Genomic DNA, 22,084 nt, shown 5'->3' on the forward strand with positions numbered 1-22,084 from the left:
GCCGTCAGTGCACCAGACCCCCGGGGATGACCGAGCTGCGCCGGGCCTCCCACTCCAGGAAGCGGTCGGTCTCGGAGAGCACGCTGCCCGCCAGCCAGGTGACCATGACGGCGTCGTCGGCCAGCCCGAAGATCGCCAGCGGGATCTCGGGCAGGAAGTCGATGGGCGAGACGATGTACGCCGTGGCCGCCGTCATGAGGGCCAGCCGGAGGCCACCGTCGTACTCGCCTCTGGTGGTGGCCCGGATCATCCGGGGCAGCGCCGCCAGCCGGGCGCCCAGCGACGGTCCGCCCCGCGCCCCCGCCATCAGTGCCCGCGCCAGGGCCGCGAACGCCGCGCTGCGCTTCAGTGTCTTCCCCATCGTCGCGCTCCTCTCCGCCGGATCAGCGTGGCGGGTCGGCGCAAGTCGGCCGGCCTCCACCGGACAGGTACCCCGTCGCGTCGGTTTCCAGGCATCCGCGAGCCGTGACGACGACAGCGGTGTGTCGGGCCGGCGCGATAATGTCGCCATATGGGGGTGGCTGGTTCTGTCGTACCCGTTGGTCCGCGCCGGCGGCAGGCCTGGCGGATCGCCCGACTGGCGGCGATCGGCACGGGCGCCACCGCGGCGGCCGCGATGGCGACCGGCGGCGTGCTGCTCGGCCAGGCCCGCCAGGCCCGGCGCACCATTCCGATGGCCGAGGCGCCCCCGCCGCGCTGCGACGGGATGTACGGCGCGAAGTTCCCCGGCCCCGCGCTCACCATGGTCGTGCTCGGTGACTCGTCGGCGGCCGGCTACGGGGTCCACCGCCGCCGGGAGACACCCGGAGCGCTGCTCGCCACCGGCCTCTCCCGGCGGCTGCACCGGCCGGTGCTGCTGCGCCGGTTCGCGGTGGTCGGGGCCATCTCCGCGGCCCTACGTCACCAGGTGGAGGCGGCGCTCGACTGCTCCCCGGACATCGCGGTGATCCTCATCGGCGGCAATGACATCACCAACCGCACCCCGCGCGGCCTGGCCGTGCGTTACCTGGTCGAGGCGGTCCGCTCGCTGCGCGCCGCCGGCTGCGAGGTGGTCGTCGGCACCTGCCCCGACCTCGGCGCGATCCGGCCGATCCAGCCACCGCTGCGCTGGCTGGCGCACCGGTGGAGTCGCCAGCTCGCCGCTGCGCAGACGGTGGCCGTGGTTGAGGCGGGCGGTTGGACGGTGTCCCTGGGCGACCTGCTCGGCCCGCGGTTCGCGGCCGAGCCGCTGCGGATGTTCGCCTGGGACCGGTTCCACCCCTCCGCCGAGGGGTACGCCATGGCCGCCGCCGCCCTGCTGCCGACGATGTTGTCCGCGCTCGGTGCGGGGCACGAACGACGGGTTACACCGGCGCGGGGCGAGGGCGTACGGTCGCTGCCAGAGGCCGCGCAGGAGGCGGCCCGGCACGCCGGCACCGAGGTCAGCGGCGCCCAGGTCCGGGGCCGCGACCGAGGGCCGGCCGGCCGGTGGGCGCAGCTGCGTCGCCGGGCGTTCTTCGGTGTGCACGCGGTGCCGCAGGCAGGCTCCGCGGACACCTCGACAGTGGAGGGACTGGCATGAACGAGCGCAGCGAGCGGGACGTGACCGCCGGCTTCCCCGGCCGGCTGGGTCGGGCGGCGGCGCTCTCGCTGCTGGCCGGCACGGTGGGCGGCGCCGCCGTCCTGGCCGGCGAAGCGTTCGTCGCGCGCCACCGGCGCTACGCCCAGCCGGAGCTGGGGCTGGCGCTGCGCGCCACGATCGGCCGGGCCGAAGCCGCACCGCTGCGCCTGGTGCTGCTCGGTGACTCGTCGGCACTGGGTGTCGGCGTCGACCGCCTCGAGGACACCATCGGCGGGCAGTTGGCCAACCTCCTCGCCGAGGGGCCGTCCGGCCGTCGGGTGCACCTGTCCAGCGTCGGCGTCTCGGGGTCCCGCTCCACCGACCTGACCACCCAGGTCGCCCGGGCCCTGCTCGGCGAGCGACCCGACGTGGCGCTGATCCTGATCGGCGCGAACGACGCCACCGGGCTGCGCCGGCCCGGCGACGCGTCCGCGTACCTGGGGGCGGCGGTGCACCGGCTGCGGGAGGCACGCGTCGAGGTGGTGGTGGGCACCTGCCCCGACCTCGGGGCCGTACGCGCCATCGCGCCGCCGCTGCGTCAGCTCGTCGGCTGGTCCGGTCGGCGGATGGCCCGCGCGCAGACCACGGCGGTGCTGGAGGCGGGCGGGACGGTGGTCGACCTGGCCACCGAGACCGGTCCGGTGTTCCGAGCCGACGCGGGCACGCTGTGCCACGACGGTTTCCACCCGTCGGCCGACGGCTACCGGGTGTGGGCGCACGCCCTGCTACCGGCCGTCGTGGCCGCCGCGGCGGTCGCCTCCCGGCGGTGACGCACGCCCGGCGAGGGTGACATTTCCCGCCGCCCTCGCTTCTTCCGCGCCATGTTACCGGCGGGTTAACGTTGGCCCATGCCGATTGAGTCGCCCCGCGATGCCGTCATCGTCGCTACCGCCCGCTCCCCCATCGGCCGGGCCCACAAGGGGTCCCTGCGCGATGTCCGCTCCGACGACCTCGCCGCGACCATCGTCCGGGCCGCCCTGGACAAGATCCCCCAGCTCGACGCGAGCACCATCGACGACATCTACCTCGGGTGCGGCCTGCCCGGCGGTGAACAGGGCTTCAACATGGCCCGGGTGGTGGCCACCCTGCTCGGCCTGGACACCGTGCCCGGCGCGACGCTGACCCGCTACTGCGCCTCGTCGTTGCAGACCACCCGGATGGCCCTGCACGCGATCCGCGCCGGCGAGGGCGACGTGTTCGTCTCCGCCGGGGTCGAGATGGTCTCCCGGTACGCGCGCGGCAGCTCCGACGGTCTGCCGCCGGAGGCGCAGGCGCTGGTCGGCGGCGGCTGGGAGAACCCGCGCTTCGCGTCCGCGGCCGAGCGCTCGAAGCGCCGCGCCCAGGGCGGCGCCGAGGTGTGGACCGACCCGCGCGACAGCGGCGACCTGCCGGACATCTACCTGACCATGGGGCAGACCGCGGAAAACCTGGCCCAGGTGTACGACGTGACCCGCGCCGACATGGACGAGTTCGGGGTACGCAGCCAGAACCTCGCCGAGAAGGCCATCGCGGACGGCTTCTGGGCCCGGGAGATCACCCCGGTCACCACGCCGGACGGCACTGTGGTGAGCACCGACGACGGTCCCCGACCCGGCGTCACCCTCGACGCGGTCGCCGGGCTGAAGCCGGTGTTCCGCCCCGACGGCCGGATCACCGCGGGCAACTGCTGTCCCCTCAACGACGGGGCCGCCGCCGTCGTGGTGATGAGCGCCCAGCGGGCCGAGGAGCTGGGCGTGACCCCGCTGGCCCGGATCGTCTCCACCGGCGTCACCGCGCTGTCGCCGGAGATCATGGGCCTCGGGCCGGTTGAGGCGTCCCGGCAGGCGCTGCGCCGGGCGGGCATGACCATCGACGACGTCGACCTGGTCGAGATCAACGAGGCGTTCGCCGCTCAGGTCATCCCCTCCTACCGCCAGTTGGGCATCCCGGAGGAGAAGCTGAACGTGATGGGCGGCGCGATCGCCGTCGGGCACCCGTTCGGCATGACCGGCGCCCGAATCACCGGCACCCTGCTCAACGCCCTCGAATGGCACGACAAGACGATCGGTCTGGAGACCATGTGCGTCGGTGGCGGCCAGGGCATGGCCATGGTGCTCGAGCGGCTCAGCTGACGGATTGAGCGCGCCGGGCGCCCGGCTGCGGGCTGCCCGGGGGCAGCCGGCGAGCCGCATTGGGTCGCCGGGCGCGCCGCTACTCACAGCGCGTTGCGGGTCGCCGTCACCTCGGCGGCGGCCCGCGTCAGCACCTCGGCGTCGGCCCCGGCGGCGAGCAGGTCGGCCGTCACCACCCGCAGTTGGTCGGGCAGGGCCAGGTCGTTGTCGAGCCGGGGCACGGTTCGCCGTGGTTGCCCCTCGGCGTCGGCCGCGAGGTTGGCGACCTCCTGCACCAGACGGTGCACCAGGTCGGCGCGGGGCACGTTGCCGGTGGTCGCGGTCGCGGCCCAGCGCGGCTGTTCCCAGTGCCCGACCTGGCCGACCAGCAACCGCACGGCCTGCTCCAACTCCGCTACGCTCACCGCGCCGAGTCTACGGTCGACCCACGCCGCACAACCGGCCGGAGCAGCCGAGATCAACTCGACTTTCTGGAAACCGGGGCATCCCCGCGCCCCGGACACCCCGACATTCGGTAAAGCGAGTCGATCAGCGGCGCAGGTAGCTGAGCAACCGCAGCAACTGCCAGTAGAGGAACACCAGGCCGGTCAGCAGACCGAACGCGCTCAGCCACGCGTACCGGCGCGGTCGGCCGTCGCGCACCGACCGCTCGACCAGGTCGAAGTCGAGGATGAAGCTGAACGCGCCCGCGATGATCGCCACCACCGAGAAGGCGTACGGCAGCCAGCCGACCTCCCCGCTGACGCTGTAGACCGCCAACCCCGACCGGCCGGAGATCAGGTACGACACGAGGTTGACCACGCTCAGCACGGCGATGCCGAGCAGCGTGCCGATCACCAGCCGGGCCAGTCGGGGGGTCGCGCGGATCACCCGGGCCCGGTACAGCGCGGCCATGCCGAGGAACACACCGAAGGTGCCGGCCACCGCCTGCACGACGATCCCCGGGTAGACCTGTTCGAAGGCCCGGCTGGCCACCCCGAGCAGCAGCCCCTGGAGCAGCGCGTAGCCGATGATCGGCACCGGATTGGTGATCCCCCGCAGCGAGATGACCAGGACCAGCACGATCGAGGCCAGGGCGGTGCCGGCCAGGGCCGCGCCCAACCACACCGCGTCGGGCACCACCGCCCAGGACACCGCGGCGGTCGCGCCGGTGAGCAGGAGCAATCCGACGGTACGCACCACGACGTCGTCGACCGTCATCGGCTCGACGTCGCGGGAGCTGACCACCCGGGACTCCAACCGGCCGGTCTCGTCCAGCCGGTTGAGCACCGGGTTGTCGCTGCGCACCGTCGCCTCCTTCGCCCGTACCCCAGGAGATTCACTCTCCCCCGGACGGCCCGGCGGTGGCGGCGAAACGGCGCGGACGACGGCGCCCGCCCCCACGGGAAGCGGGAGCGGGCGCCGGTCAGCGGTGCGGACGAGGTCAGTCGTCGCCCTGGAAGTAGCTCAGCAGGCGCAGGATCTCGATGTAGAGCCAGACCAGGCTGACCAGGATGCCGAACGCGGCCACCCAGGAGTAGCGCTGGGGCAGGCCCATCCGGACGCCGTCCTCGATCTCCTTGAAGCTGAGCACGAAGCTCAGCGACGCGACCACGATGCAGACGAGGCTGAAGCCGATCGCGAGCGGGCTGCCGTCCCGCAGCCCGGTGTTGACGCCGAACAGCGCCAGCACCAGGTTGATCAGCATCACCGCGGCGAGGCCGATGATGGCCGTCGACACGATCTTCACGAACATCGGGGTGGCCCGGATGATCTTCGCCTTGTAGACCATCGTCATCACGAAGAAGATGCCGAAGCTCGCCACGGCGGCCTGAAGCACGATGCCGTCGTAGAAGGTCTCGAACGCCTTGCTGACCATGCCGACGAAGACGCCCTCGACCACCGCGTACGCGATGACCAGCGCCGGGTTGGCCATCCGGGAGAACGAGATGATCAAGCCCAGCACCAGGCCGACCACCGCCGCGCCGATCCAGGCGGCGCCGAGGAGCGAGTCGGGCACGAGCACCCAGGCGGCCGCAGCGGTGACGCCGAGGATGCCGAGCAGGGCGACCGTCTTGACGACCACGTCGTCGACGGTCATGGGCGCCACGGTGGGCGGTGCGGCCGGGTAGCCGGTCTGGGACGGGTACTGCTGCGGAATGCCGGGCTGTCCGTACGGCCCGGTCGGTGCGTACCCGGCGGAGCGCTCCCGCTCGGCCGCCTGGCCGAGCCGGGCGAGCACCGGGTTCGAGGTCTTCACTGTCTGGCCTCCCTCAGGGGGTCGTTTGCACGTGAACGTGCCCACCAAGAGTAAACTGCCCGACCCACTCCTGGTGATCACGAATGGGAACGCGAGGCCGTGCCGGATGGTGCCCGGGGCGGGGGTCGAACCCGCACGCCTTTCGGCAGCCGCTTTTAAGGCGGCCGTGTCTGCCGTTCCACCACCCGGGCGGGTGGCACCCGCGCGTCGACACGCACGGTGCAGTGTCACCGTAGCCGGTCGGCGGCGACCCGGCGTACCCCGCCGGCTTGGCCACATTAGGGTCGATGCCGTGAGCAGCGCAGCCCCCACGGCCCCCGACGCCGCCCCTGACCAGGCGGTCCGCCTCGCCGATCCGGCAGAGCGCGCGAGCCGGGCCGGACGGCTGCGCACGGCCGCCCGCCGCCACCGGACGGATCTACTGGTCGCCCTCGTGTGGGTGGCGCTGGCCGGCTGGCTGACCCACGGGCTGTGGCCCGACCCGGGCGGGCGCACGTTGGCGCTCAACCCCGAGGACCAGACGCTCTACGAATGGTTCCTGGCCGTCGACGCACGAGCGCTGCTCGGTGACTTCCACCTGCTCACCGACCGGCTCAACGCCCCGGACGGCGTCAACCTGATGGCCAACACCACGATCATCGCGCTCGGTGTGCTCTGCGCCCCGGTCACCCTGCTGTTCGGTGCGCCCACCTCCTTCGCGCTGCTCGCCGCCGCCAACCTGGCCGGCACCGCCCTCGCCTGGTACCTGCTGTTCCACCGGACGATGCGCGTCCGCCGGCTCGCCGCCGCGCTCGGCGGCGGTCTGTGCGGCTTCGGCCCCGGCATGGTCTCGCAGACCAACAGCCACCTGCACATGACGGCGCAGTGGCTGGTGCCGGTGATCGTCTGGCTGGTGGTACGGCTGCTGCGGGCGTCTGACCCCGGCGAGGGTCGTGGTCGGCCCACCGGCCCGGACCGACGGCAGATGATCAGCTCCGCAGCCGGGCTGGCGGTCGCCGTGACCGCACAGGTCTTCATCGGCGAGGAGGTGCTCTTCCTCAGCGCCGTCACGCTGCTGGTGATGGCGATCGCCTACGCCCTCGCGGACCGGAACCTCGCCCGGAGAGCGCTGCCCGGGTTCGCTGGCGGACTGGCGATCGCCGCCGGTCTGGCGATGCTGGTGCTCGGCTACCCGCTGTGGTTCCAGTTCGCCGGGCCGCAGGGTGTCGCCGACGGGATGTTCAGCCCGGCCTACTTCTCGGCCGACCTGAGCAGCTGGTGGGCGGTCTCACCGCTGTCGGTGGCCGGCAGCGACGAGGCGTCGCGACTCACCACCGGGCCGGCCGAGTACAACACCTTCCTCGGCTGGCCGCTGCTGCTCGTCACCGCCGTCTGCGCGATCTGGGCCGGGCGACGCCGGCTGATCCTGGCGTGTGTGGCGGCGGCCCTCGTGATGGGCGCCCTCTCGCTCGGCCCGGAGGTGGTGCTCGGCGGCACCCGCACCGCGCTGCCCGGCCCGTACGCCCTGCTTTCCGGCCTGCCGGTGGTGGACGGCGCGTTGCCGATGCGGTTCGGGCTGGCACTGCTGCCGATCGTGGCGACGGTGCTGGCTCTCGCCGTCGACCGGGCACTGGCCAGCACCGGGCGGGCGCGTCGGCTGGTGCCGCTCGCCGTCGTCGCGGCTCTCCTGCCGATCTTCCCGACCCCGCTGCCGACCGCCGGGCGGCCCGCCCTGCCGGAGTTCGTCACCGGCGGACACTGGCGGCAGTGCGTCGAGCCCGGTGGTGTGCTGGTCCCGGTGCCGCTGCCCACCCCCAAGGAGCCGTGGTCGATGCGCTGGGCGGCCGCCGCCAACGCCGGCTTCGGCCTGCCCGAGGGGTTCTTCATCGGCCCCTACGGGCGCGGTGGCACCGCCGCCATGGGCACCTTCAAGCAGCCCACCTCGGCCCTGCTGGCCGACGTCGCCCGCCGCGGCGACCAACCGGCCATCGGTGACGAGCAGCGCCGGCAGGCCGCGAAGGACGCGGACTTCTGGGGCGCGTCCTGCGTGGCACTGACCGATGACGCCCCGCACGCCGACAGCCTGCGGGCAACCCTGGAACAGTTGTACGGCCCCGCCACCCGCATCGCCGACGCCTGGATCTGGCGAGTCTGACGCCACCGAGGTAAGCCGATGCCGCCGAGGTGAAAGGAAGGGCCCCCTTCTATACCGGAAACGATAAGAAGGTGCCCTTCCTTACAGCTAAGTCAGACGCGCGGAGCGCCGACCGGCTGGGACGCCTCGACGAACTCCTCGCGCGGGTCGTGCAACTGGCCCAGCGCGACCACCTCACGCTTGAGGAAGAACGCCAGCGACCAGTCCACCACGACCCGGACCTTACGGTTGAACGAGGGGATCCGGCTCATGTGGTACGTCCGGTGCATGAACCAGGCCGGCCAACCCGTCATCTTGATGCCGTACACCTGGGCGACGCCCTTGTGCAGGCCGAGGCTGGCCACGCTGCCGGCGTGCTTGTGCTTGTAGTCGACCGGCTCGCGACCCCGGATCACCGCGACGATGTTGTCGGCCATCCGCGCCGCCTGACGCACCGCGTGCTGCGCGCTCGGCGAGCAGAAGTTGCCCGGCTCCTTGGTCAGGTCCGGCACGGCGGCGCAGTCACCCGCGCTCCACGCGCCCTCGATCACCCGGTCACCGTCGACCACCTGCAGGGTGGGGATGCAGGTGACCCGCCGACGATCGTCGCGCGGGAAGTCCGTCGCGTCCAGCATCGGCGACGGCTTCACGCCCGCCGTCCACACGATCGTGTCGGACCGGAAGCTGTCCCCGTCGGAGAGCTTCACCACCCCGTCGACACAGGACTCCAGGCGGGTGTCCAGCCGGATGTCCATGTTGCGCTTCGTGAGCTGCTGCACCGTGTAGGCGCCCATGTCCCGGTCGACCTCGGGGAGCACCCGCTGGGTCGCCTCGACGAGCACCCAGCGCATGTCCTCCGGCTTCAGCTCCGGGTAGTAGCGCAGGGCGTCCCGGGCCATGTCCTCCATCTCGGCGAGCGCCTCGATGCCGGCGTACCCACCGCCGACGAACGTGAAGGTCAACGCCGAACGGCGGACCTCCGCGTCCGGGGTCGCGGCCGCGATGTCCAGCCGGTCCAGCACGTGGTTGCGGAGGTAGATCGCCTCGCCGATGGTCTTGAACCCGATGCCCTGCTCGTGCAGGCCCGGAATCGGCAGCGTCCGGGACACCGACCCCGGGGCCACGATCACGTGGTCGTACGCGATCTCCCGGGCCGGGCCGGCGATCGGCTGCACGGTCGCCACCTTGCGGTCGTGCTCGACACGCGTCACGGTCCCCGCCACCACCGTGCACCGGCGCAGCTCGCGGCGCAGCGGCACCACGGCGTGCCGGGGGGAGATGTTCCCCGCCGCGGCCTCGGGGAGGAACGGCTGATAGGTCATGTGGGGCTGGGGGTCCACGACGATGACCTCAGCCTCACGGGAGCTGAGCTTCTTCGACAGGCGCAGGGCGGCGTAGAGACCGACGTGCCCGGCACCCACCACAAGGATCCGCTTCGGATTCACGTCATCTATCTTTCCCCGCCCTGCTCAGGTAATCCCGCTCGCGCCCCCCATCTGTGACGGAACACAACCCCTGTGACCTGCGTAACCCTGTTGCAACACCGGTTCACCTACGCCGCAGCAGCCAACCCAGCAACGCGGCGACACCCACCGCCACCAGCAGCCCGAGCACGGTGACCCACTGGTGACCGGTCTCGCCACCAAGACCCGCCACCCGCAACAGCAGCACCCCCAGCACGGCCGTACCCAGGAGCACCGCGGCCACCCGCGACAACCACCGGCTGATCAGTCCGGAGTCCACCACCCCGTCGTACGGCAGCAGTGCCGCCAGCGCGCACAGGGAGTGCCCCAGGTACAGCAGCGCGGCGACGGCGAGCAACCGCCACAACGCCACCGGCCGGCCGTACCCGTCGGTCGCGAGCAGCCAGCCACCCGCCATCACCAGCGCCGCGAACGTCGGCCACAACCGGCGCGGACCCACGGCCGGCAGTAGCGCGGCGACCGCCAGGAACAGCAGCGGCCGACCGGTCAACACCTCGCCGGGAAACGCCACCGCGAAACCGGCCAGCGTCGTGACGAAGATGGCGACCCGTACCAGCAGCGGTATGGCGCTGATCCGGGTCACGGCGTCCTGAGCGGCCCGAACCCGCTCCCCGATCGCGTTCACCATGCTCCTGTCGTTCGCGACTGCGGGGCTCGCAAACCCGGCTCACTCCTCGCGCTCACCGGGCACCCACCCTTGGGGCCGTCGCCAGCCGGGCCACGTCCCGCAACACCTGGTCCAGGCTGCCCGCGCCGGCCCAGCGCACCACGGGCACACCGTGCTCCCGGAGTTGCCCGATCATCGTCTCCCGGTCCAGTCGCCACAGGCGGTACGCCACCTCGGCCCACCCCCGGTCCTTCGGCGGAGTCAGGTCGGCCGGCAACGTGTCGACCGCCACCACGAAGCGGCCGGCGCGCGCCAGCCGTGCCAGCATCTGCGCCGACCGCTCGTCCAGCAGCGGGGTGAGGACCACCACCAGCGCGTCCGAGGAGAGCAACTGCGGACCGAAGACCTGGTCGTATGGCTCGTGCTGAGCCGCCTCGGCGCGTACGTCGAGCAGCCATTCCAGCACCGTCAGGTACTGCCGGCGGCCGGCGCCGGGGCGCAGTCGGCGGGCGCCCGGCCCGTACTCGAGCAGCGACACCCGGTCGCCCCGGTGCAGGTAGTGCTCGGCGATCGCGGCGGTGGCCCGCACGGTGGTGTCCAGTACGGACGCGGCGCCGTCCACACCGCCGGAACGGCCCGCCTCGGCGAGCAGGTCGAGCAGCACCACCACCTCGGCGTCGCGGTCGGACAGCGTCGCCGCGACGTGCAACTGCCGGGCGCGCAGCGACACCCGCCAGTCGACGCGGCGGAGTCGGTCGCCCGGGGCGAAGACCCGCACTCCGGCCAGCTCACCGCCCTCTCCGGGACGGCGGGAGTGGTGCGCGCCCACCAGACCGGCGGCGCGGGGCATCGCCTCCACCGCCTCGAACGGCTCGGTACGCGGGTAGACCCGTACCCCGACCGGTTCGGTGATCACCGCCCGGGACACCAGCAGGCCGCCCGCCGCGGCGACCCGCGCCCCGGCCGGGCCGACGGGGTGCCGACCCCACCGCAGAGCCCGCCCGGCCAGTTCCAGGTCCACCGCCGCGCCGCTGGGCACCGAGGTCACGAACGGCCGGTCGGCGGCCGAGCGTCCCCGGCCGGGGGCGGGCGAGGTGGCGGTGGCTGGCGGCGCGGCGACGGGTTCGACACCGGCGAAACCGGCACGGGCGATCCGCAGCCACGGCGAGACCCGCGACCGAACCACCACAAGGTCGTAGTCGACCGTGTCCGGGTTGCCGACACTCACCGCCGCCGCCACCTCACCGCCCTCGACCAGCGGTCCGTCCTCGGCACTGGTGATCCAGACCTGCGGCAGCGCGGTGGGCCGGCGACGCAGCGCGTACGCGGTACCCAGCGCGAGCGGCGCCGCCAGCACGACGAGGTCGACCCGTCCCAGCAGCACCCCCGCCACCAGCAACAGGCCGGCGAGCAGCACGGCGCGGCCGAGCGCGGGGGTGGGCGCCCAGCCGGCGCTCGATTCCGGCTCGGTGGATCGCGGCGCGGACGCGGTCGGACCGGTCATCAGTGCCGGGGCCCGCCGGCGGCGTAGCTGGGCAGGGCGCCGCTGGCCGGAGCCGGCGTCCCCTCCAACACCTCTCCGACCACGAACGCCGGGTCGACGCGGCGCAGCCACATCTCGGGGCGCAGGGTGATCCGGTGGGCGAGCGCGGGGGCGGCGACCGCCTTGACGTCCTCCGGCACCACGTAGTCCCGGCCGTCGAACACCGCGCGTACCCGGGACAGCAGCAGCAACGCCAACGAGCCACGCGGCGAGGCGCCGACCAGCACCGACGGGTGTTCCCGGGTGGCCGCCGTGAGCGCCACGATGTACCGGCCGATCGAGTCCTCCACCACCACGTCCTCCAGGGCGGCCTGCATGGCCCGCAGGGTGGCGGCGTCCACCACCGGTTTGATGTCCGCCTCCTCGCGGCGGCGGCCCATCCGGCGGCGCAGCACCTCCCACTCCTCCTCCTGGTGGGGGTAGCCGAAGGAGACCCGGAGCAGGAACCGGTCGAGCTGCGCCTCGGGCAGCGGGTACGTGCCCTCGTACTCGATGGGGTTGGCGGTCGCCAGCACGTGGAACGGCTCGTCCAGTTTGTACGTGACGCCCTCGACCGAGACCTGCTTCTCCTGCATGGCCTCGAGCAGCGCGGACTGGGTCTTCGGCGGCGTCCGGTTGATCTCGTCGGCGAGGAGCAGGTTGGTGAAGACCGGCCCGGCCCGGAAGGTGAAGTCGCCGTTGCGCTGGTCGTAGAGGAAGGAGCCGGTGACGTCGGCGGGGAGCAGGTCGGGGGTGAACTGGAGGCGGCGGAAGTCCAGCCCGAGCGCCTGCGCGAAGGAGCGCGCGGTCAGCGTCTTGCCGAGGCCGGGCAGATCCTCCAGGAGCACGTGCCCACCCGCCAGGATGCCGGCGAGGACCAGTTCCAACGCGTCGCGCTTGCCGACCACGACGGTGCCGACCGCGTCCAGGACGGCCCGCGCCAGGCGACCGACCTCGGTGGCGGGCATGCTCCGGTCCACGTCGTTCATCAGATCTTCTCCAGTTCGGCGACGATCACCGCGAGATCGCGCGGCGACGGGGGGCGTCGGGGCGGGGTTTCCAGGAACGTCCACAGCCGGTCGCCCAGCAGGGCGCGGGCGCGGACCGGATCCGACTCACGGGTCACGGAGTGCTTCAGGCGAAGCCGCTCGTCGGCCAGTTCCGCGAGCCGGGGCAGGATCACCCCGGTGAAGCGTTCGGGTCGCGTGGTGGACCAGTCCAGCGGCAGTTCCCAGCCGTTGATCGCGGCGCGCAGCGCGTCCCGGGCACCCCAGTTCCAGGTGCCGTCGTCGTCCTGGGCGAGCCGGGTGCGGGACCTCGCCGCGGGTGGCGGTGCGAGCGCGGCGGCGACCCGGCGTACCGCGGACACGGCGAACACCCCGGCGATCAGGATCGCCAGGGAGATCTGCAGGCCGACCGCCCGCAGACCGACGACGAGGACGGCGACCAGGGCCGCGTTGCCGAGAAGGGCCCGGAACACCCGCCCGGCCCGGCCACCGGACCGCCCGTCGTCGTGCCTCGGCCGCTCCTCCTCGAAGGTGAGCAGGTCGTCGATGCTGGCGCTGCCACTCATGCCGGCACCTCGGGCGGGCCAGTCGTCACGATGGTGAGTTCGCCACGCAACCGCCGCAGCGCGGCACGGGCCTGGTCGCGGGTGCCCGCGCCGACCTCACGCGTGGCGTACCGGGCCTCGCGGTAGACGTGCGCGAACTCGGCCAGCACGTCGGCGCTGACGATCGCCGGGACACCTGTCGACTCGTCGCCCCGCAGCAACCGGGTGACCAGGTCGGTCGGTGTGTCGCCGAGATGCCGGGGCACACCGGCGGCGGAGGCGGCCTCCTCCAGACGTACCCAGCAGGCGATGACCGCGACCCGCGGATCGGTGGACTGGTCGTCCAGCTCCACCAGGCCGGCGTCCAGGGCGGCGACCACCTCGCGGGCCGTGCCCTCGGCCGTACGCCGGGCCCGCTGCGCCGGTAGGACCCGCGAGGTACGACGCAGCGCGCCACGCAGCAGGATCCAGGTCAGGTAGCCGAGCACCGCGAGGATCGCCAGCCCGAGCAGGGCCATCGCCACAGTCGCGATCCACTGCGGGATGTGCGCCTGGGTGGCCTCGCCGGCGTCCCTCGGTTCGACGGGGATCGACGGCGACGGCACGTCCGTCGGGTATTCCGGTACCCACGGCACGTTCGAGGCGGCCGGCGGGATCCGGCTCGCGCCGATCGACGAGTGGGCGGACGCGAGCGCGGCCGCCGCGAGCAGGGCCGCCACCACACCCACCGGCCACCAACGGCGCAGCAGGCCGAGCACCGGGCGGACCACACCCGATCCGGCGGGCGGCGACGGCGCGGGCGGGCGTGTTCCGGTCGTCATCGCCACCACCCCACGCGTCCTCAGTCCACTTCGGCCAGCTGCTTGGCCCGGCCGAAGACGTCGTCCAACATCCCCGGTGTCAGCCGCCCGGTGAAGGTGTTCTGCTGGCTGACGTGGTAGCAACCGAGCAACTCCGGCACGGCCGCGCCGGACCAGTGTGCCCCATGGCCGAACGCCGGTCGCGGGCTGGGCGGGCGCTGCCCGTACACGTGGCGGAGCACCGGCCACCACGCGGCCCAGGCGAACGCGCCCAGCGCGACCACGACGCGCAGGGTGGGTCGGATCAGCGTGACCTCACGGTGCAGCCAGGGCGCGCAGGTGTCCCGTTCGTCCGGGGTGGGCTTGTTGTCCGGCGGCGCGCAGCGGACGGCCGAGAAGATCCGGGTGTCCCGCAGGGTGAGCCCGTCGTCGGCGGCGACGCTGGTCGGCTGGTTGGCCAGGCCGGCCCGGTGCAGGGCCGCGAAGAGCACGTCGCCCGAGCGGTCGCCGGTGAAGATCCGGCCCGTGCGGTTGCCGCCGTGCGCGGCGGGCGCGAGGCCCAGGATGGCGATGCGCGCGTCGCCGGGCCCGAATCCGGGCACCGGCCGACCCCAGTACTCCTGGTCGCGGAAGGCCGCCCGCCGGGTGCGGGCCACCTCCTCCCGCCACCCGACCAGCCGGGGGCAGGCGAAACAGTCGCTGACCGCGGCGTCGAGATCGGCCAGGTCCGCCGCCCGCGCGGCACGGGCGACGACCTGATCGGGGGTACGGGACTCAGCCAAGCTTGGCCCGGAAGAGTTCGAGGGTGCGCGCCCACGCGCTGGAGGCGGCGCGCTGGTCGAACGCCTCCGGCCGGTCGTCGTCGAAGAACCCGTGCGAGGTGCCCGGGTAGTCGTAGAGCTGGCAGGTGCCGCCGGCCTCTTCGACGGCGCGACGTACGGCCTGCACACCCTCGTCGGTGGAGGTGCCGTCCTGATCGGAGCAGTGGACGATGGCCGCCTTGCCGGCGTAGTCGACCCAGTCGGAACGCATCGACTCCCCCGACAGGGCGGGATAGAAGCCCGCGGTGGCCACGATCCGCTCGGAGCGGGTCGCCGACTTGAGAGCCAGGCTGCCACCGGCGCCGAACCCGACCGCGCCGACCTTGCCGGTGACCTCGGGACGCCCGGCGAGGTAGTCGGCGGCGTCCGCGACGTCCTTCGCCGCCTCGGCCACTCGCGTCGCCAACTCGTGCTGCGCCTCGACCGCCTGGTTGGTCTCCGTGTCGTGCCGGAAGTTCGGGACGAGGGCGACGAAGCCGGCCTCGGCGAACCGGTCCGCGACCGACCGGATGTGCGGGACCAGGCCCCACGACTCCTGCAGGACGATGACGGCCGGGCTGGCCGTGCCGCTCGCGGGTATCGCGAGATACCCCTCGCTCGTGCCCCCGTTGCTGCGGTAGCTCACCATGTCGCCCATCGGCCGTCCTCCTAGCGGTCAGTCATCGTTGGCTGGTCGCCCAGTGGTCCTACGTGCCGGTAGCCTGCCACGCCGTGACCCCGGCCGGGAAGACGTCGGAACAGTGGCATTTACCTCCCGTTCGCCGGGCGTTGACTGCGGGTACGCCGACGGCGGCGGGGAATGTTCCCCGCCGCCGTCATCGGTGCTTCAGGCGTGTTATCAGGCCTTCTTGGTCAGGCAGAGCACGTAGCCCTTCTTGCCCGACTCGATGCTGTAGAAGACGTACCCCTCCTGGCCTTCCTTGAAGAACTCGTTGCAGGTGGTCTCGGACTTGGCCTGGGTCTCGGTCTGCCCGTCGAGCCGACCGACCACGTTGTACGCGGCGTCGGTGGAGGTGCACTCGACGACCTTGGCGCCGTCGACCTTCTCCTCCTTGTCCCCCTTGATCTCGGGCAGCTCGGCGATGCAGTCGCCGGCCTTCGCGTCAGCGGTCTCGTCCTTGTTCACGAAGTTGCCGATGGCCGTGCCGAGGCCGAACTTCAGGCCGGCGATGACGAGGAAGATGACGATCGCGCCGATGATGCCGAGCGCCTTCTTACCGCCGGACTTACCCTCCGGCTCGGCCGGCGGCGGCGTCTCGACGGCCGGCTGGGCCGGCGTGCCGACGGCCGGCTGGGCCGGCGTCTCGGCGGCCGGCTGGGCCGGCGCTGCGTCGGACGCGGGGGGCGGTGCGACCTGCTCTGACACGGGGGTTCCTTCCGAGGGATGAATGAGCAGACGACACCGTAACGATCATTGATTTCCGGTGCCGTCCCGCTCGCCTCGTCCGTTCAGCTATTTCCCAGCATCGCGTGCATGATCTGGTTCACATCGCCCCTCAGCTCGTCGGGGTCGGGGTCGGCTCGTCACTCGGCGTCGCGCTCGAGCTTGCCGGCGCTGCGCTCGGGCTTGCCGGCGTCACGGTCGGGGTCGGCGTGCCGGTGGGTGACTCGCTGGCCGACGGCGTGCTGGTCGGCGCCTCGGGCAGTCGCGGACCCCGGGGCCCGAACGGCGGCCGGTCCGGACAGTACGGGTACGGCCGCAGCAGCGGGTTGCCGTACTCGTCGACGCGGCCTTCACAGTCCGGGTAGCCCAGCCGGATCGGATTGCCGTTCTGGTCGAAGAGCCGGGCGTTCTCCACCAGCCGACCCTCGCTGTCGTAGACGAAGACGTCCCGCACCTGGCTGTACGGGTCGTTGATCGACGTCGGATCGATGCCGTAGTCGCCGTACCGCATCCGGTCCTCGGCCTGCATGAGAGCGGAGAGCGCGAAGACGACGAGCACCGCGCTGCCGACCTGCACCGCCGAGCGCGGCCAGCGGGTGAGCTGGGCCGAACGGCGGCCGAGCCAGATCGAGGCGAGCACGAAGCCCACCAGCATGATCAGACCGGCGAGCAACTCCCCACCGAAGCGGGGCAGCACCCCGAAGCTGCCGCCGGTGCTGATCACGGTGAGCAGCATGGCCGCCAGGTAGCCGCGCAGCACCCACCAGGCGGGGCGCAGCAGACGGAGGAATTCGCTCGCCGTCGCGTACCCCAGGGGTGGGCCGAGCCGGGAGTCGAGCGCGCGCAGGCGGCTGCGGACCCGGACCACGGCGGCGGCGACCCGGTGGTCCAGGTTGCGACCGCCGCCGACACCGACGCCGGCAGCGGCGCGCAGCTCGGCGGCGTACGCCTCCGGCTCGCCCAGCCGCTCGACGAGGGTGCCCTCGGCCTCGGCGGCGACCTCCGTGAGGTGGTCGGCGAGGTCCTCGGTCAGCTCGGTGCGGCGATCCGGCGGCAGGTCGGCCAGTGCGGCCCGGACCCGCGCCACGTAGTCGGTGATCTCCTGCTCCATGACGGTCATGCCGCCAGCCCCCGATCGTCGAGCAGCGTGTCCATGGTGGTGGCGAACGAGCGCCAGAGCTTGCCGGAGCGGGTCAACTGGTCACGCCCGGCGGCGTTGAGCGAGTAGTACTTGCGGTGCGGCCCGGTCTCGCTCGGCACGACGTAGGTGGTGAGCAGGCCGGCGGCGAAGAGACGGCGCAGGGTGCCGTAGACCGAGGCGTCGCCGATCTCCTCCAGGCCGGCCTCGCGGAGCCGGCGCAGGATGTCGTAGCCGTAACCGTCCTCTTCGCGCAGGACGGCCAGGACGGCCAGATCGAGCACGCCCTTCAACAATTGTGTGGTGTCCACGCATTGCACACTAGTGTGCAATGCGAAGTAGCGTCAACGACTCGCCGATGTGTGGGTGTCGATCAGCATCAGACGGGTTGGAGGCTCCAGGCGATGCCGTCGAGGATGTCGTGCTCGGACGCCACCACCGAGGGCATGCCGGCCCGCTCCATGATCACGCGCAGCACCAGCGCCCCCGCACCGATCACGTCGGCCCGTCCCGGATGCATCACCGGGATCTCCAGCCGCTGCGCGCTGGTCCGCTCCAGCAGGTCCGCAGTCACCCGCGCCACCGCCTCGTACGACACCCGGGCGTGGTGGATGCGCTCCGGGTCGTACCCCTGAAGGTTCTGAGCGATGGCGACCACGGTGGTGACCGAACCGGCGAGGCCGATGAGGGTGGCCGCCTCGCGGCCGGGCACCGCCGCGAGCGCCCGGTCCACGACGGCGGCGACGTCGGCCTCCGCCGCCGCGACCTGCTCCGGCGTCGGCGGGTCACCCGCCAGGTGCCGTTCGGTCATCCGGACGCAGCCGATGTCCACCGAGATGGCCGACCGCACACCGGCCCGGTCACCGACCACGAACTCGGTCGAGCCGCCGCCGATGTCGACGACGAGGAACGGCTCCTCGGCGTCGGCCGGCAGCCCGCGCACCGCCCCCGTGAACGACAGCCGGGCCTCCTCGTCGCCGCTCACCACCTCGGGCGCGACGCCGAGGGTCTGCCGCACCATCTCGGTGAAGTCGGCGGCGTTGGCAGCGTCCCGCGAGGCGGAGGTCGCGCACATGCGCACCCGCTGGGCGCCCAACTTCTCGATGTCGGCGGCGTACGACGCGAGCGCCACCCGGGTCCGCTCGATCGCCTCCGGGGCGAGCCGGCCCGTCCGGTCCACCCCCTGACCCAGCCGGACGATCTCCATCCGCCGGGTCACGTCGGTCAGCGGGGCCTGCGGCCCGGCCGACTCCTCCGGCAGGTCGGCGACCAGCAGTCGGATCGAGTTGGTCCCGCAGTCGATGGCCGCCACACGCGTCGTCACCCGGCAACCCTACGACAGCCCGCCACCGACGCCGGGAGGCCAGTCTCCGATGAGCGTGATGCCTCTGGGTCATCTTGATGACGCACCGGCATCACGCTCAACCGAGCGGTCGGCGCCCGACAGCTCGACGTCGAACGGTGACTACAACCGCAGCAGCATCCGGGTGTTGCCCAACGTGTTGGGCTTGACCCGCTCCAGGTCCAGGAATTCCGCGACACCCTCGTCGTACGAGCGCAGCAGCTGCTCGTAGACCGGCTGCGGCACCGGCGCGCCGTCGATCTCGCGGAAACCGAACGAGCCGAAGAACTGGGTCTCGAAGGTCAGCACGAAGATCCGTGCCACACCCAGCTCCCGGGCCGCGGCGATCAGCTCGCCGACCAGCCGGTGCCCGATGTGCTGACCTCGACAGGACGGATCCACGGCCACCGTACGGATCTCGGCCAGGTCCTCCCACATCACGTGCAGCGCCCCGCAGCCCACCACGACGCCGTCGTCGGCCCGGACCGCGACCCGGAACTCCTGCACGTGCTCGTACAGGGTCACGGTGGCCTTGCTCAGCAGCCGCCGGTCGTTGGTGTACGTGTCGACCAGTCGACGGATGCCCCGCACGTCCCCGGTGCGGGCACGCCGCAGCAGGATCTGCCCCTCGGCCTGGGTGGTCATTCGCTGTCGGGCACGTCCACGCACGGCCCCGCCGTCCACCAGGGCTCCACCAGCGCCAACGTCTCGTCGCCGAACGGGTTCACGCCGGGGCCGGCGCCCAGGGCGTGGCCGAGGTGCACGTGCAGGCACTTCACCCGGCCCGGCATCCCACCGGCCGAGATGCCGGCGATCTCCGGCACCTCACCGATCGCGTTCCGGCGGGCGAGGTAGTCCTCGTGCGCCGCCCGGTAGTGGGCGGCCAGCTCCGGATCGGTCGCCAACCGGTCGGCCATCTCCCGCATCAGCCCCGCCGACTCCAGCCGGCTGCACGCCGCGGTGGCCCGGGGGCAGGTCAGGTAGAACAACGTCGGGAACGGGGTGCCGTCGGCGAGGCGGGGCGTCGTCTCCACCACGTCGGGCAGGCCGCACGGGCAGCGGTGGGCCACCGCCCGGGTGCCCCGGGGCGGGCGGCCGAGCTGCGCGGCCACCGCGGCCAGGTCGGCCTCGGTCGCCGGTTCCCGCTGCGGCAGGGGTACGGAATCCGCCGCCGGCTCCGACGGGGGTACGACAGTCACGGTGCTCGTCTCTCCTGGTGTGCTGATCGGTGGATCACTTGCCCGGCTGCTGGCTGTCCGCCGCGCGCACGCTCGACCAGAGGGTGTCGTACCAGGTCGAAGGCCCGGCCGGGGCACCCGAACCGGCCGGCTTGCCGGCGTCGCGGGCCGCGCCCTCGGCGTCGTTCATGACCACCATCATCTTCTCGCCCGGCCGGCCCATGAAGAACCGCTCCCGGGCCTTGGTCTCGATGAACTCGTCGTCCTGCCACTTGGCGGCCTCGGCGGCGAGTCGAGCGATCTCCTTCTCCTGCGCCGTCTGCGCGGCCTCCATCCGTTCGATGTCGGCCTGCTGGTCGAGGTAGACCCGCACCGGGTAGGTGTACGCCAGGGCGAGCGCGATCAGCACCGCGAACAGGACGGTGGCCCGCCCGGTGAAGCGACGGGGATGGGGTGCGGCGAGCCGCTTGACGGCACCGCCACCGGCGGCGGTACGCCGGGCGGCGGCCGGACGACTCGCGGAGCGTCCGCCCTCGGCGCCCCGGACCGTGCCCGGGGCGCGACCGGCGGCGCCGCGTGTTTCGGCGCGTACGCCGGCGTCCCGGAGCGACCCGCGGGCGGCCCGCCCGGCACCCGGCCGGCCAGCCTGACCCGGTCGGCGGGCGGGCCGTTGACCACCCGGTGTGCGGCGCTGCATCGTCACACCCCTCCCCCGAGGCTACGTCTGTCGCGTACGTGCGCCGGGAGGCCCCACCTGGGGCCTCCCGGCAACCCCACTCAGGCCGAACGGTAACGCGGGAAAGCACCCGCGCCCGCGTAGCGCGCCGCGTCGGCCAGCTCCTCCTCGATCCGGAGCAGCTGGTTGTACTTGGCGACCCGGTCCGAGCGGGCCGGAGCGCCGGTCTTGATCTGACCACAGCCGGTGGCGACCGCCAGGTCGGCGATGGTGGTGTCCTCGGTCTCGCCGGAGCGGTGGCTCATCATGCACTTGAAGCCGGCCCGGTGGGCCAGGTCCACCGCGTCCAGGGTCTCGGTCAGCGAACCGATCTGGTTGACCTTCACGAGGACGGCGTTGGCGGCCTTCTCCGCGATGCCACGGGCGATGCGCTGCGGGTTGGTCACGAACAGGTCGTCACCGACGATCTGCACCCGGTCGCCGATCGACGCGGTCAGCGTCTGCCAGCCGGACCAGTCGTCCTCGGCCAGCGGGTCCTCGATCGACACGATCGGGTACTCGTCGGCGAGCTTGGTGTAGTAGGTGCTCATGTCCTCGGCGGACTTCGCGGCGCCCTCGAAGGTGTAGGTGCCGTTCTCGAAGAACTCGGTGGCCGCCACGTCGAGCGCGAACACGATGTCGGTGCCGAGCCGGTAGCCGGCCTTCTCGACCGCCTCGGCGATCAGGTCCAGGGCAGCCGCGTTGGTGGGCAGGTTCGGCGCGAAGCCACCCTCGTCACCGAGCCCGGTCGACAGGCCCTTCTTCTTGAGCACCGACTTCAGCGCGTGGTAGACCTCCGCGCCGGAGCGCAGCGCCTCGCGGAAGGTGGGCGCGCCGATCGGCGCGATCATGAACTCCTGGACGTCGACGTTGGAGTCGGCGTGCGCGCCACCGTTGAGGATGTTCATCATCGGCACCGGCAGCAGGTGCGCGTTCGGGCCGCCCAGGTAGCGGAAGAGGCTCAGCTCGGCGCTGCTGGCGGCGGCCTTCGCCACCGCGAGGGAGACCCCGAGGATGGCGTTCGCGCCCAGCTCCGACTTGCTGTCGGTGCCGTCGATGTCGAGCATCTTCTGGTCGATGAGCCGCTGCTCGCTGGCCTCGTAGCCGATGAGCTGGTCGACGATCTTGTCTTCGACGTTGGAGACCGCCTTCTCCACGCCCTTGCCCTGGTAACGGTCGGCGTCACCGTCGCGCAGCTCGATCGCCTCGAACGCGCCGGTGGAGGCGCCGGAGGGCACCGCGGCGCGGGCCACCGTGCCGTCGTCCAGGCCGATCTCGACCTCGACCGTCGGGTTGCCCCGCGAGTCGAGAATCTCCCGCGCGACGATTCCCTCGATGGTTGCCACTGAGTCGCTCCTCGTTGTTGTGATCCGGTCCGTGGGTGGGCCGCGACGGTGCGGCTGAGGCAGGTGTTGAACGCAGCGTATCGGGCGACGAGATCGGGCACGGCGTCGCCCGCGCACCCGAGTCGCCCCGCG

The 22,084-nt window shown here is 72.6% G+C and carries 24 protein-coding genes and 1 tRNA gene; 4 read left to right on the plus strand and 21 right to left on the minus strand.

Annotation, left to right across the window (positions count from 1 at the left end; all coding sequences use genetic code 11):
* Window positions 1–4: 4 nt before the first annotated feature.
* Entirely contained in the window at window positions 5–361 is a 357-nt protein-coding gene (locus AB0B55_RS28180; protein ID WP_355048830.1) for a YkvA family protein, read from the minus strand.
* A gap of 150 nt (window positions 362–511) precedes the next feature.
* Here AB0B55_RS28180 and AB0B55_RS28185 point away from each other — a divergent pair, with 150 nt between their 5' ends.
* The 3 genes from AB0B55_RS28185 (at window position 512) to AB0B55_RS28195 (ending at window position 3,711) form a co-directional block, all read left to right on the plus strand.
* Window positions 512–1,561 carry an SGNH/GDSL hydrolase family protein gene (locus AB0B55_RS28185; RefSeq protein ID WP_357130078.1) on the plus strand — a complete coding sequence of 350 codons (1,050 nt, stop codon included), beginning with the start codon at window positions 512–514 and terminating at the stop codon, window positions 1,559–1,561.
* Window positions 1,558–2,370 carry an SGNH/GDSL hydrolase family protein gene (locus tag AB0B55_RS28190; protein ID WP_357174940.1) on the plus strand — a complete coding sequence of 271 codons (813 nt, stop codon included), beginning with the start codon at window positions 1,558–1,560 and terminating at the stop codon, window positions 2,368–2,370. The genes AB0B55_RS28185 and AB0B55_RS28190 overlap by 4 nt, the downstream gene beginning before the upstream one ends.
* A 78-nt stretch (window positions 2,371–2,448) precedes the next feature.
* Window positions 2,449–3,711 carry an acetyl-CoA C-acetyltransferase gene (locus AB0B55_RS28195; protein WP_357174943.1) on the plus strand — a complete coding sequence of 421 codons (1,263 nt, stop codon included), beginning with the start codon at window positions 2,449–2,451 and terminating at the stop codon, window positions 3,709–3,711.
* 83 nt (window positions 3,712–3,794) lie between these two features.
* On the opposite strand, the gene AB0B55_RS28200 is transcribed toward AB0B55_RS28195, so the two are convergent.
* The 4 genes from AB0B55_RS28200 to AB0B55_RS28215 all read right to left on the minus strand — a co-directional run bounded on the left by AB0B55_RS28200 (window position 3,795) and on the right by AB0B55_RS28215 (window position 6,141).
* Window positions 3,795–4,115: a hypothetical protein gene (locus tag AB0B55_RS28200; protein WP_357130087.1), complete on the minus strand. Its 321-nt coding sequence runs from the start codon at window positions 4,113–4,115 to the stop codon at window positions 3,795–3,797.
* 124 nt (window positions 4,116–4,239) lie between these two features.
* Entirely contained in the window at window positions 4,240–4,998 is a 759-nt protein-coding gene (locus AB0B55_RS28205; RefSeq protein ID WP_357174946.1) for a Bax inhibitor-1/YccA family protein, read from the minus strand.
* Window positions 4,999–5,134: 136 nt separating this feature from the next.
* Window positions 5,135–5,950, minus strand: a complete 816-nt coding sequence (locus AB0B55_RS28210) for a Bax inhibitor-1/YccA family protein (RefSeq protein ID WP_357130093.1) — start codon at window positions 5,948–5,950, stop codon at window positions 5,135–5,137.
* A 107-nt stretch (window positions 5,951–6,057) separates the two neighbouring features.
* A tRNA-Leu gene (locus tag AB0B55_RS28215) sits at window positions 6,058–6,141 on the minus strand.
* A 101-nt stretch (window positions 6,142–6,242) separates the two neighbouring features.
* Here AB0B55_RS28215 and AB0B55_RS28220 point away from each other — a divergent pair.
* Complete coding sequence (locus AB0B55_RS28220) at window positions 6,243–8,084, plus strand: hypothetical protein (RefSeq protein WP_357174949.1); 1,842 nt, start codon at window positions 6,243–6,245, stop codon at window positions 8,082–8,084.
* A 92-nt stretch (window positions 8,085–8,176) separates the two neighbouring features.
* Here the strand turns inward: AB0B55_RS28220 and AB0B55_RS28225 are convergent, their stop codons facing one another.
* From AB0B55_RS28225 to eno, 16 genes are all read right to left on the minus strand, one after another.
* Window positions 8,177–9,508: an NAD(P)/FAD-dependent oxidoreductase gene (locus AB0B55_RS28225; RefSeq protein WP_357130099.1), complete on the minus strand. Its 1,332-nt coding sequence runs from the start codon at window positions 9,506–9,508 to the stop codon at window positions 8,177–8,179.
* A gap of 103 nt (window positions 9,509–9,611) precedes the next feature.
* Window positions 9,612–10,172 (minus strand): hypothetical protein, encoded by a 561-nt coding sequence (locus AB0B55_RS28230; RefSeq protein WP_357130410.1) that lies wholly within the window; start codon window positions 10,170–10,172, stop codon window positions 9,612–9,614.
* A gap of 55 nt (window positions 10,173–10,227) precedes the next feature.
* Complete coding sequence (locus AB0B55_RS28235) at window positions 10,228–11,658, minus strand: DUF58 domain-containing protein (RefSeq protein WP_357130102.1); 1,431 nt, start codon at window positions 11,656–11,658, stop codon at window positions 10,228–10,230.
* Window positions 11,658–12,665: a MoxR family ATPase gene (locus tag AB0B55_RS28240; protein ID WP_355048839.1), complete on the minus strand. Its 1,008-nt coding sequence runs from the start codon at window positions 12,663–12,665 to the stop codon at window positions 11,658–11,660. Before AB0B55_RS28240 ends, AB0B55_RS28235 begins: the two co-directional genes overlap by 1 nt.
* Window positions 12,665–13,249, minus strand: coding sequence for a hypothetical protein (locus tag AB0B55_RS28245; RefSeq protein WP_357130105.1), 585 nt, complete (start codon window positions 13,247–13,249; stop codon window positions 12,665–12,667). Before AB0B55_RS28245 ends, AB0B55_RS28240 begins: the two co-directional genes overlap by 1 nt.
* Window positions 13,246–14,049, minus strand: coding sequence for a DUF4129 domain-containing protein (locus AB0B55_RS28250; protein ID WP_357130108.1), 804 nt, complete (start codon window positions 14,047–14,049; stop codon window positions 13,246–13,248). Before AB0B55_RS28250 ends, AB0B55_RS28245 begins: the two co-directional genes overlap by 4 nt.
* A 20-nt stretch (window positions 14,050–14,069) precedes the next feature.
* Window positions 14,070–14,810: a uracil-DNA glycosylase gene (locus AB0B55_RS28255; protein WP_357130111.1), complete on the minus strand. Its 741-nt coding sequence runs from the start codon at window positions 14,808–14,810 to the stop codon at window positions 14,070–14,072.
* Window positions 14,803–15,486: a dienelactone hydrolase family protein gene (locus AB0B55_RS28260; RefSeq protein WP_357174952.1), complete on the minus strand. Its 684-nt coding sequence runs from the start codon at window positions 15,484–15,486 to the stop codon at window positions 14,803–14,805. The genes AB0B55_RS28255 and AB0B55_RS28260 overlap by 8 nt, the downstream gene beginning before the upstream one ends.
* Window positions 15,487–15,687: 201 nt before the next feature.
* Window positions 15,688–16,215 carry a hypothetical protein gene (locus AB0B55_RS28265; RefSeq protein ID WP_357130117.1) on the minus strand — a complete coding sequence of 176 codons (528 nt, stop codon included), beginning with the start codon at window positions 16,213–16,215 and terminating at the stop codon, window positions 15,688–15,690.
* A 130-nt stretch (window positions 16,216–16,345) separates the two neighbouring features.
* On the minus strand, window positions 16,346–17,353 hold the full coding sequence (locus AB0B55_RS28270; protein ID WP_357174955.1) for a hypothetical protein: 1,008 nt from the start codon (window positions 17,351–17,353) through the stop codon (window positions 16,346–16,348).
* A complete protein-coding gene (locus AB0B55_RS28275) occupies window positions 17,350–17,682 on the minus strand; it encodes a PadR family transcriptional regulator (RefSeq protein WP_007455685.1) in 333 nt (110 codons plus the stop codon). Before AB0B55_RS28275 ends, AB0B55_RS28270 begins: the two co-directional genes overlap by 4 nt.
* Before the next feature lie 68 nt (window positions 17,683–17,750).
* Window positions 17,751–18,683 (minus strand): Ppx/GppA phosphatase family protein, encoded by a 933-nt coding sequence (locus tag AB0B55_RS28280; RefSeq protein ID WP_357175047.1) that lies wholly within the window; start codon window positions 18,681–18,683, stop codon window positions 17,751–17,753.
* 153 nt (window positions 18,684–18,836) lie between these two features.
* Window positions 18,837–19,358, minus strand: a complete 522-nt coding sequence (locus AB0B55_RS28285; protein WP_357130123.1) for an amino-acid N-acetyltransferase — start codon at window positions 19,356–19,358, stop codon at window positions 18,837–18,839.
* Window positions 19,355–19,912 (minus strand): DUF501 domain-containing protein, encoded by a 558-nt coding sequence (locus AB0B55_RS28290; RefSeq protein ID WP_357174958.1) that lies wholly within the window; start codon window positions 19,910–19,912, stop codon window positions 19,355–19,357. Before AB0B55_RS28290 ends, AB0B55_RS28285 begins: the two co-directional genes overlap by 4 nt.
* A gap of 34 nt (window positions 19,913–19,946) precedes the next feature.
* Window positions 19,947–20,588: a septum formation initiator family protein gene (locus tag AB0B55_RS28295; protein WP_357174961.1), complete on the minus strand. Its 642-nt coding sequence runs from the start codon at window positions 20,586–20,588 to the stop codon at window positions 19,947–19,949.
* Between the two features lie 80 nt (window positions 20,589–20,668).
* Window positions 20,669–21,952 (minus strand): phosphopyruvate hydratase, encoded by a 1,284-nt coding sequence (gene eno, locus AB0B55_RS28300; protein WP_355048850.1) that lies wholly within the window; start codon window positions 21,950–21,952, stop codon window positions 20,669–20,671.
* Window positions 21,953–22,084 lie beyond the last annotated feature (132 nt).

This window comes from Micromonospora sp. NPDC049107, from assembly GCF_040648595.1.
Lineage (GTDB): Bacteria > Actinomycetota > Actinomycetes > Mycobacteriales > Micromonosporaceae > Micromonospora.

What these genes read in the sequence shown, in the direction of transcription:
- AB0B55_RS28235 (WP_357130102.1), bottom strand. Translation starts at nt 11,658, where the DNA reads ATGACCGGTCCGACCGCGTCCGCGCCGCGATCCACCGAGCCGGAATCG.
- AB0B55_RS28295 (WP_357174961.1), bottom strand. Translation starts at nt 20,588, where the DNA reads ATGCAGCGCCGCACACCGGGTGGTCAACGGCCCGCCCGCCGACCGGGT.
- AB0B55_RS28250 (WP_357130108.1), bottom strand. Translation starts at nt 14,049, where the DNA reads ATGACGACCGGAACACGCCCGCCCGCGCCGTCGCCGCCCGCCGGATCG.
- AB0B55_RS28270 (WP_357174955.1), bottom strand. Translation starts at nt 17,353, where the DNA reads ATGACCGTCATGGAGCAGGAGATCACCGACTACGTGGCGCGGGTCCGG.
- AB0B55_RS28285 (WP_357130123.1), bottom strand. Translation starts at nt 19,358, where the DNA reads ATGACCACCCAGGCCGAGGGGCAGATCCTGCTGCGGCGTGCCCGCACC.
- AB0B55_RS28240 (WP_355048839.1), bottom strand. Translation starts at nt 12,665, where the DNA reads ATGAACGACGTGGACCGGAGCATGCCCGCCACCGAGGTCGGTCGCCTG.
- AB0B55_RS28195 (WP_357174943.1), top strand. Translation starts at nt 2,449, where the DNA reads ATGCCGATTGAGTCGCCCCGCGATGCCGTCATCGTCGCTACCGCCCGC.
- AB0B55_RS28245 (WP_357130105.1), bottom strand. Translation starts at nt 13,249, where the DNA reads ATGAGTGGCAGCGCCAGCATCGACGACCTGCTCACCTTCGAGGAGGAG.
- AB0B55_RS28190 (WP_357174940.1), top strand. Translation starts at nt 1,558, where the DNA reads ATGAACGAGCGCAGCGAGCGGGACGTGACCGCCGGCTTCCCCGGCCGG.
- AB0B55_RS28180 (WP_355048830.1), bottom strand. Translation starts at nt 361, where the DNA reads ATGGGGAAGACACTGAAGCGCAGCGCGGCGTTCGCGGCCCTGGCGCGG.
- AB0B55_RS28185 (WP_357130078.1), top strand. Translation starts at nt 512, where the DNA reads ATGGGGGTGGCTGGTTCTGTCGTACCCGTTGGTCCGCGCCGGCGGCAG.
- AB0B55_RS28260 (WP_357174952.1), bottom strand. Translation starts at nt 15,486, where the DNA reads ATGGGCGACATGGTGAGCTACCGCAGCAACGGGGGCACGAGCGAGGGG.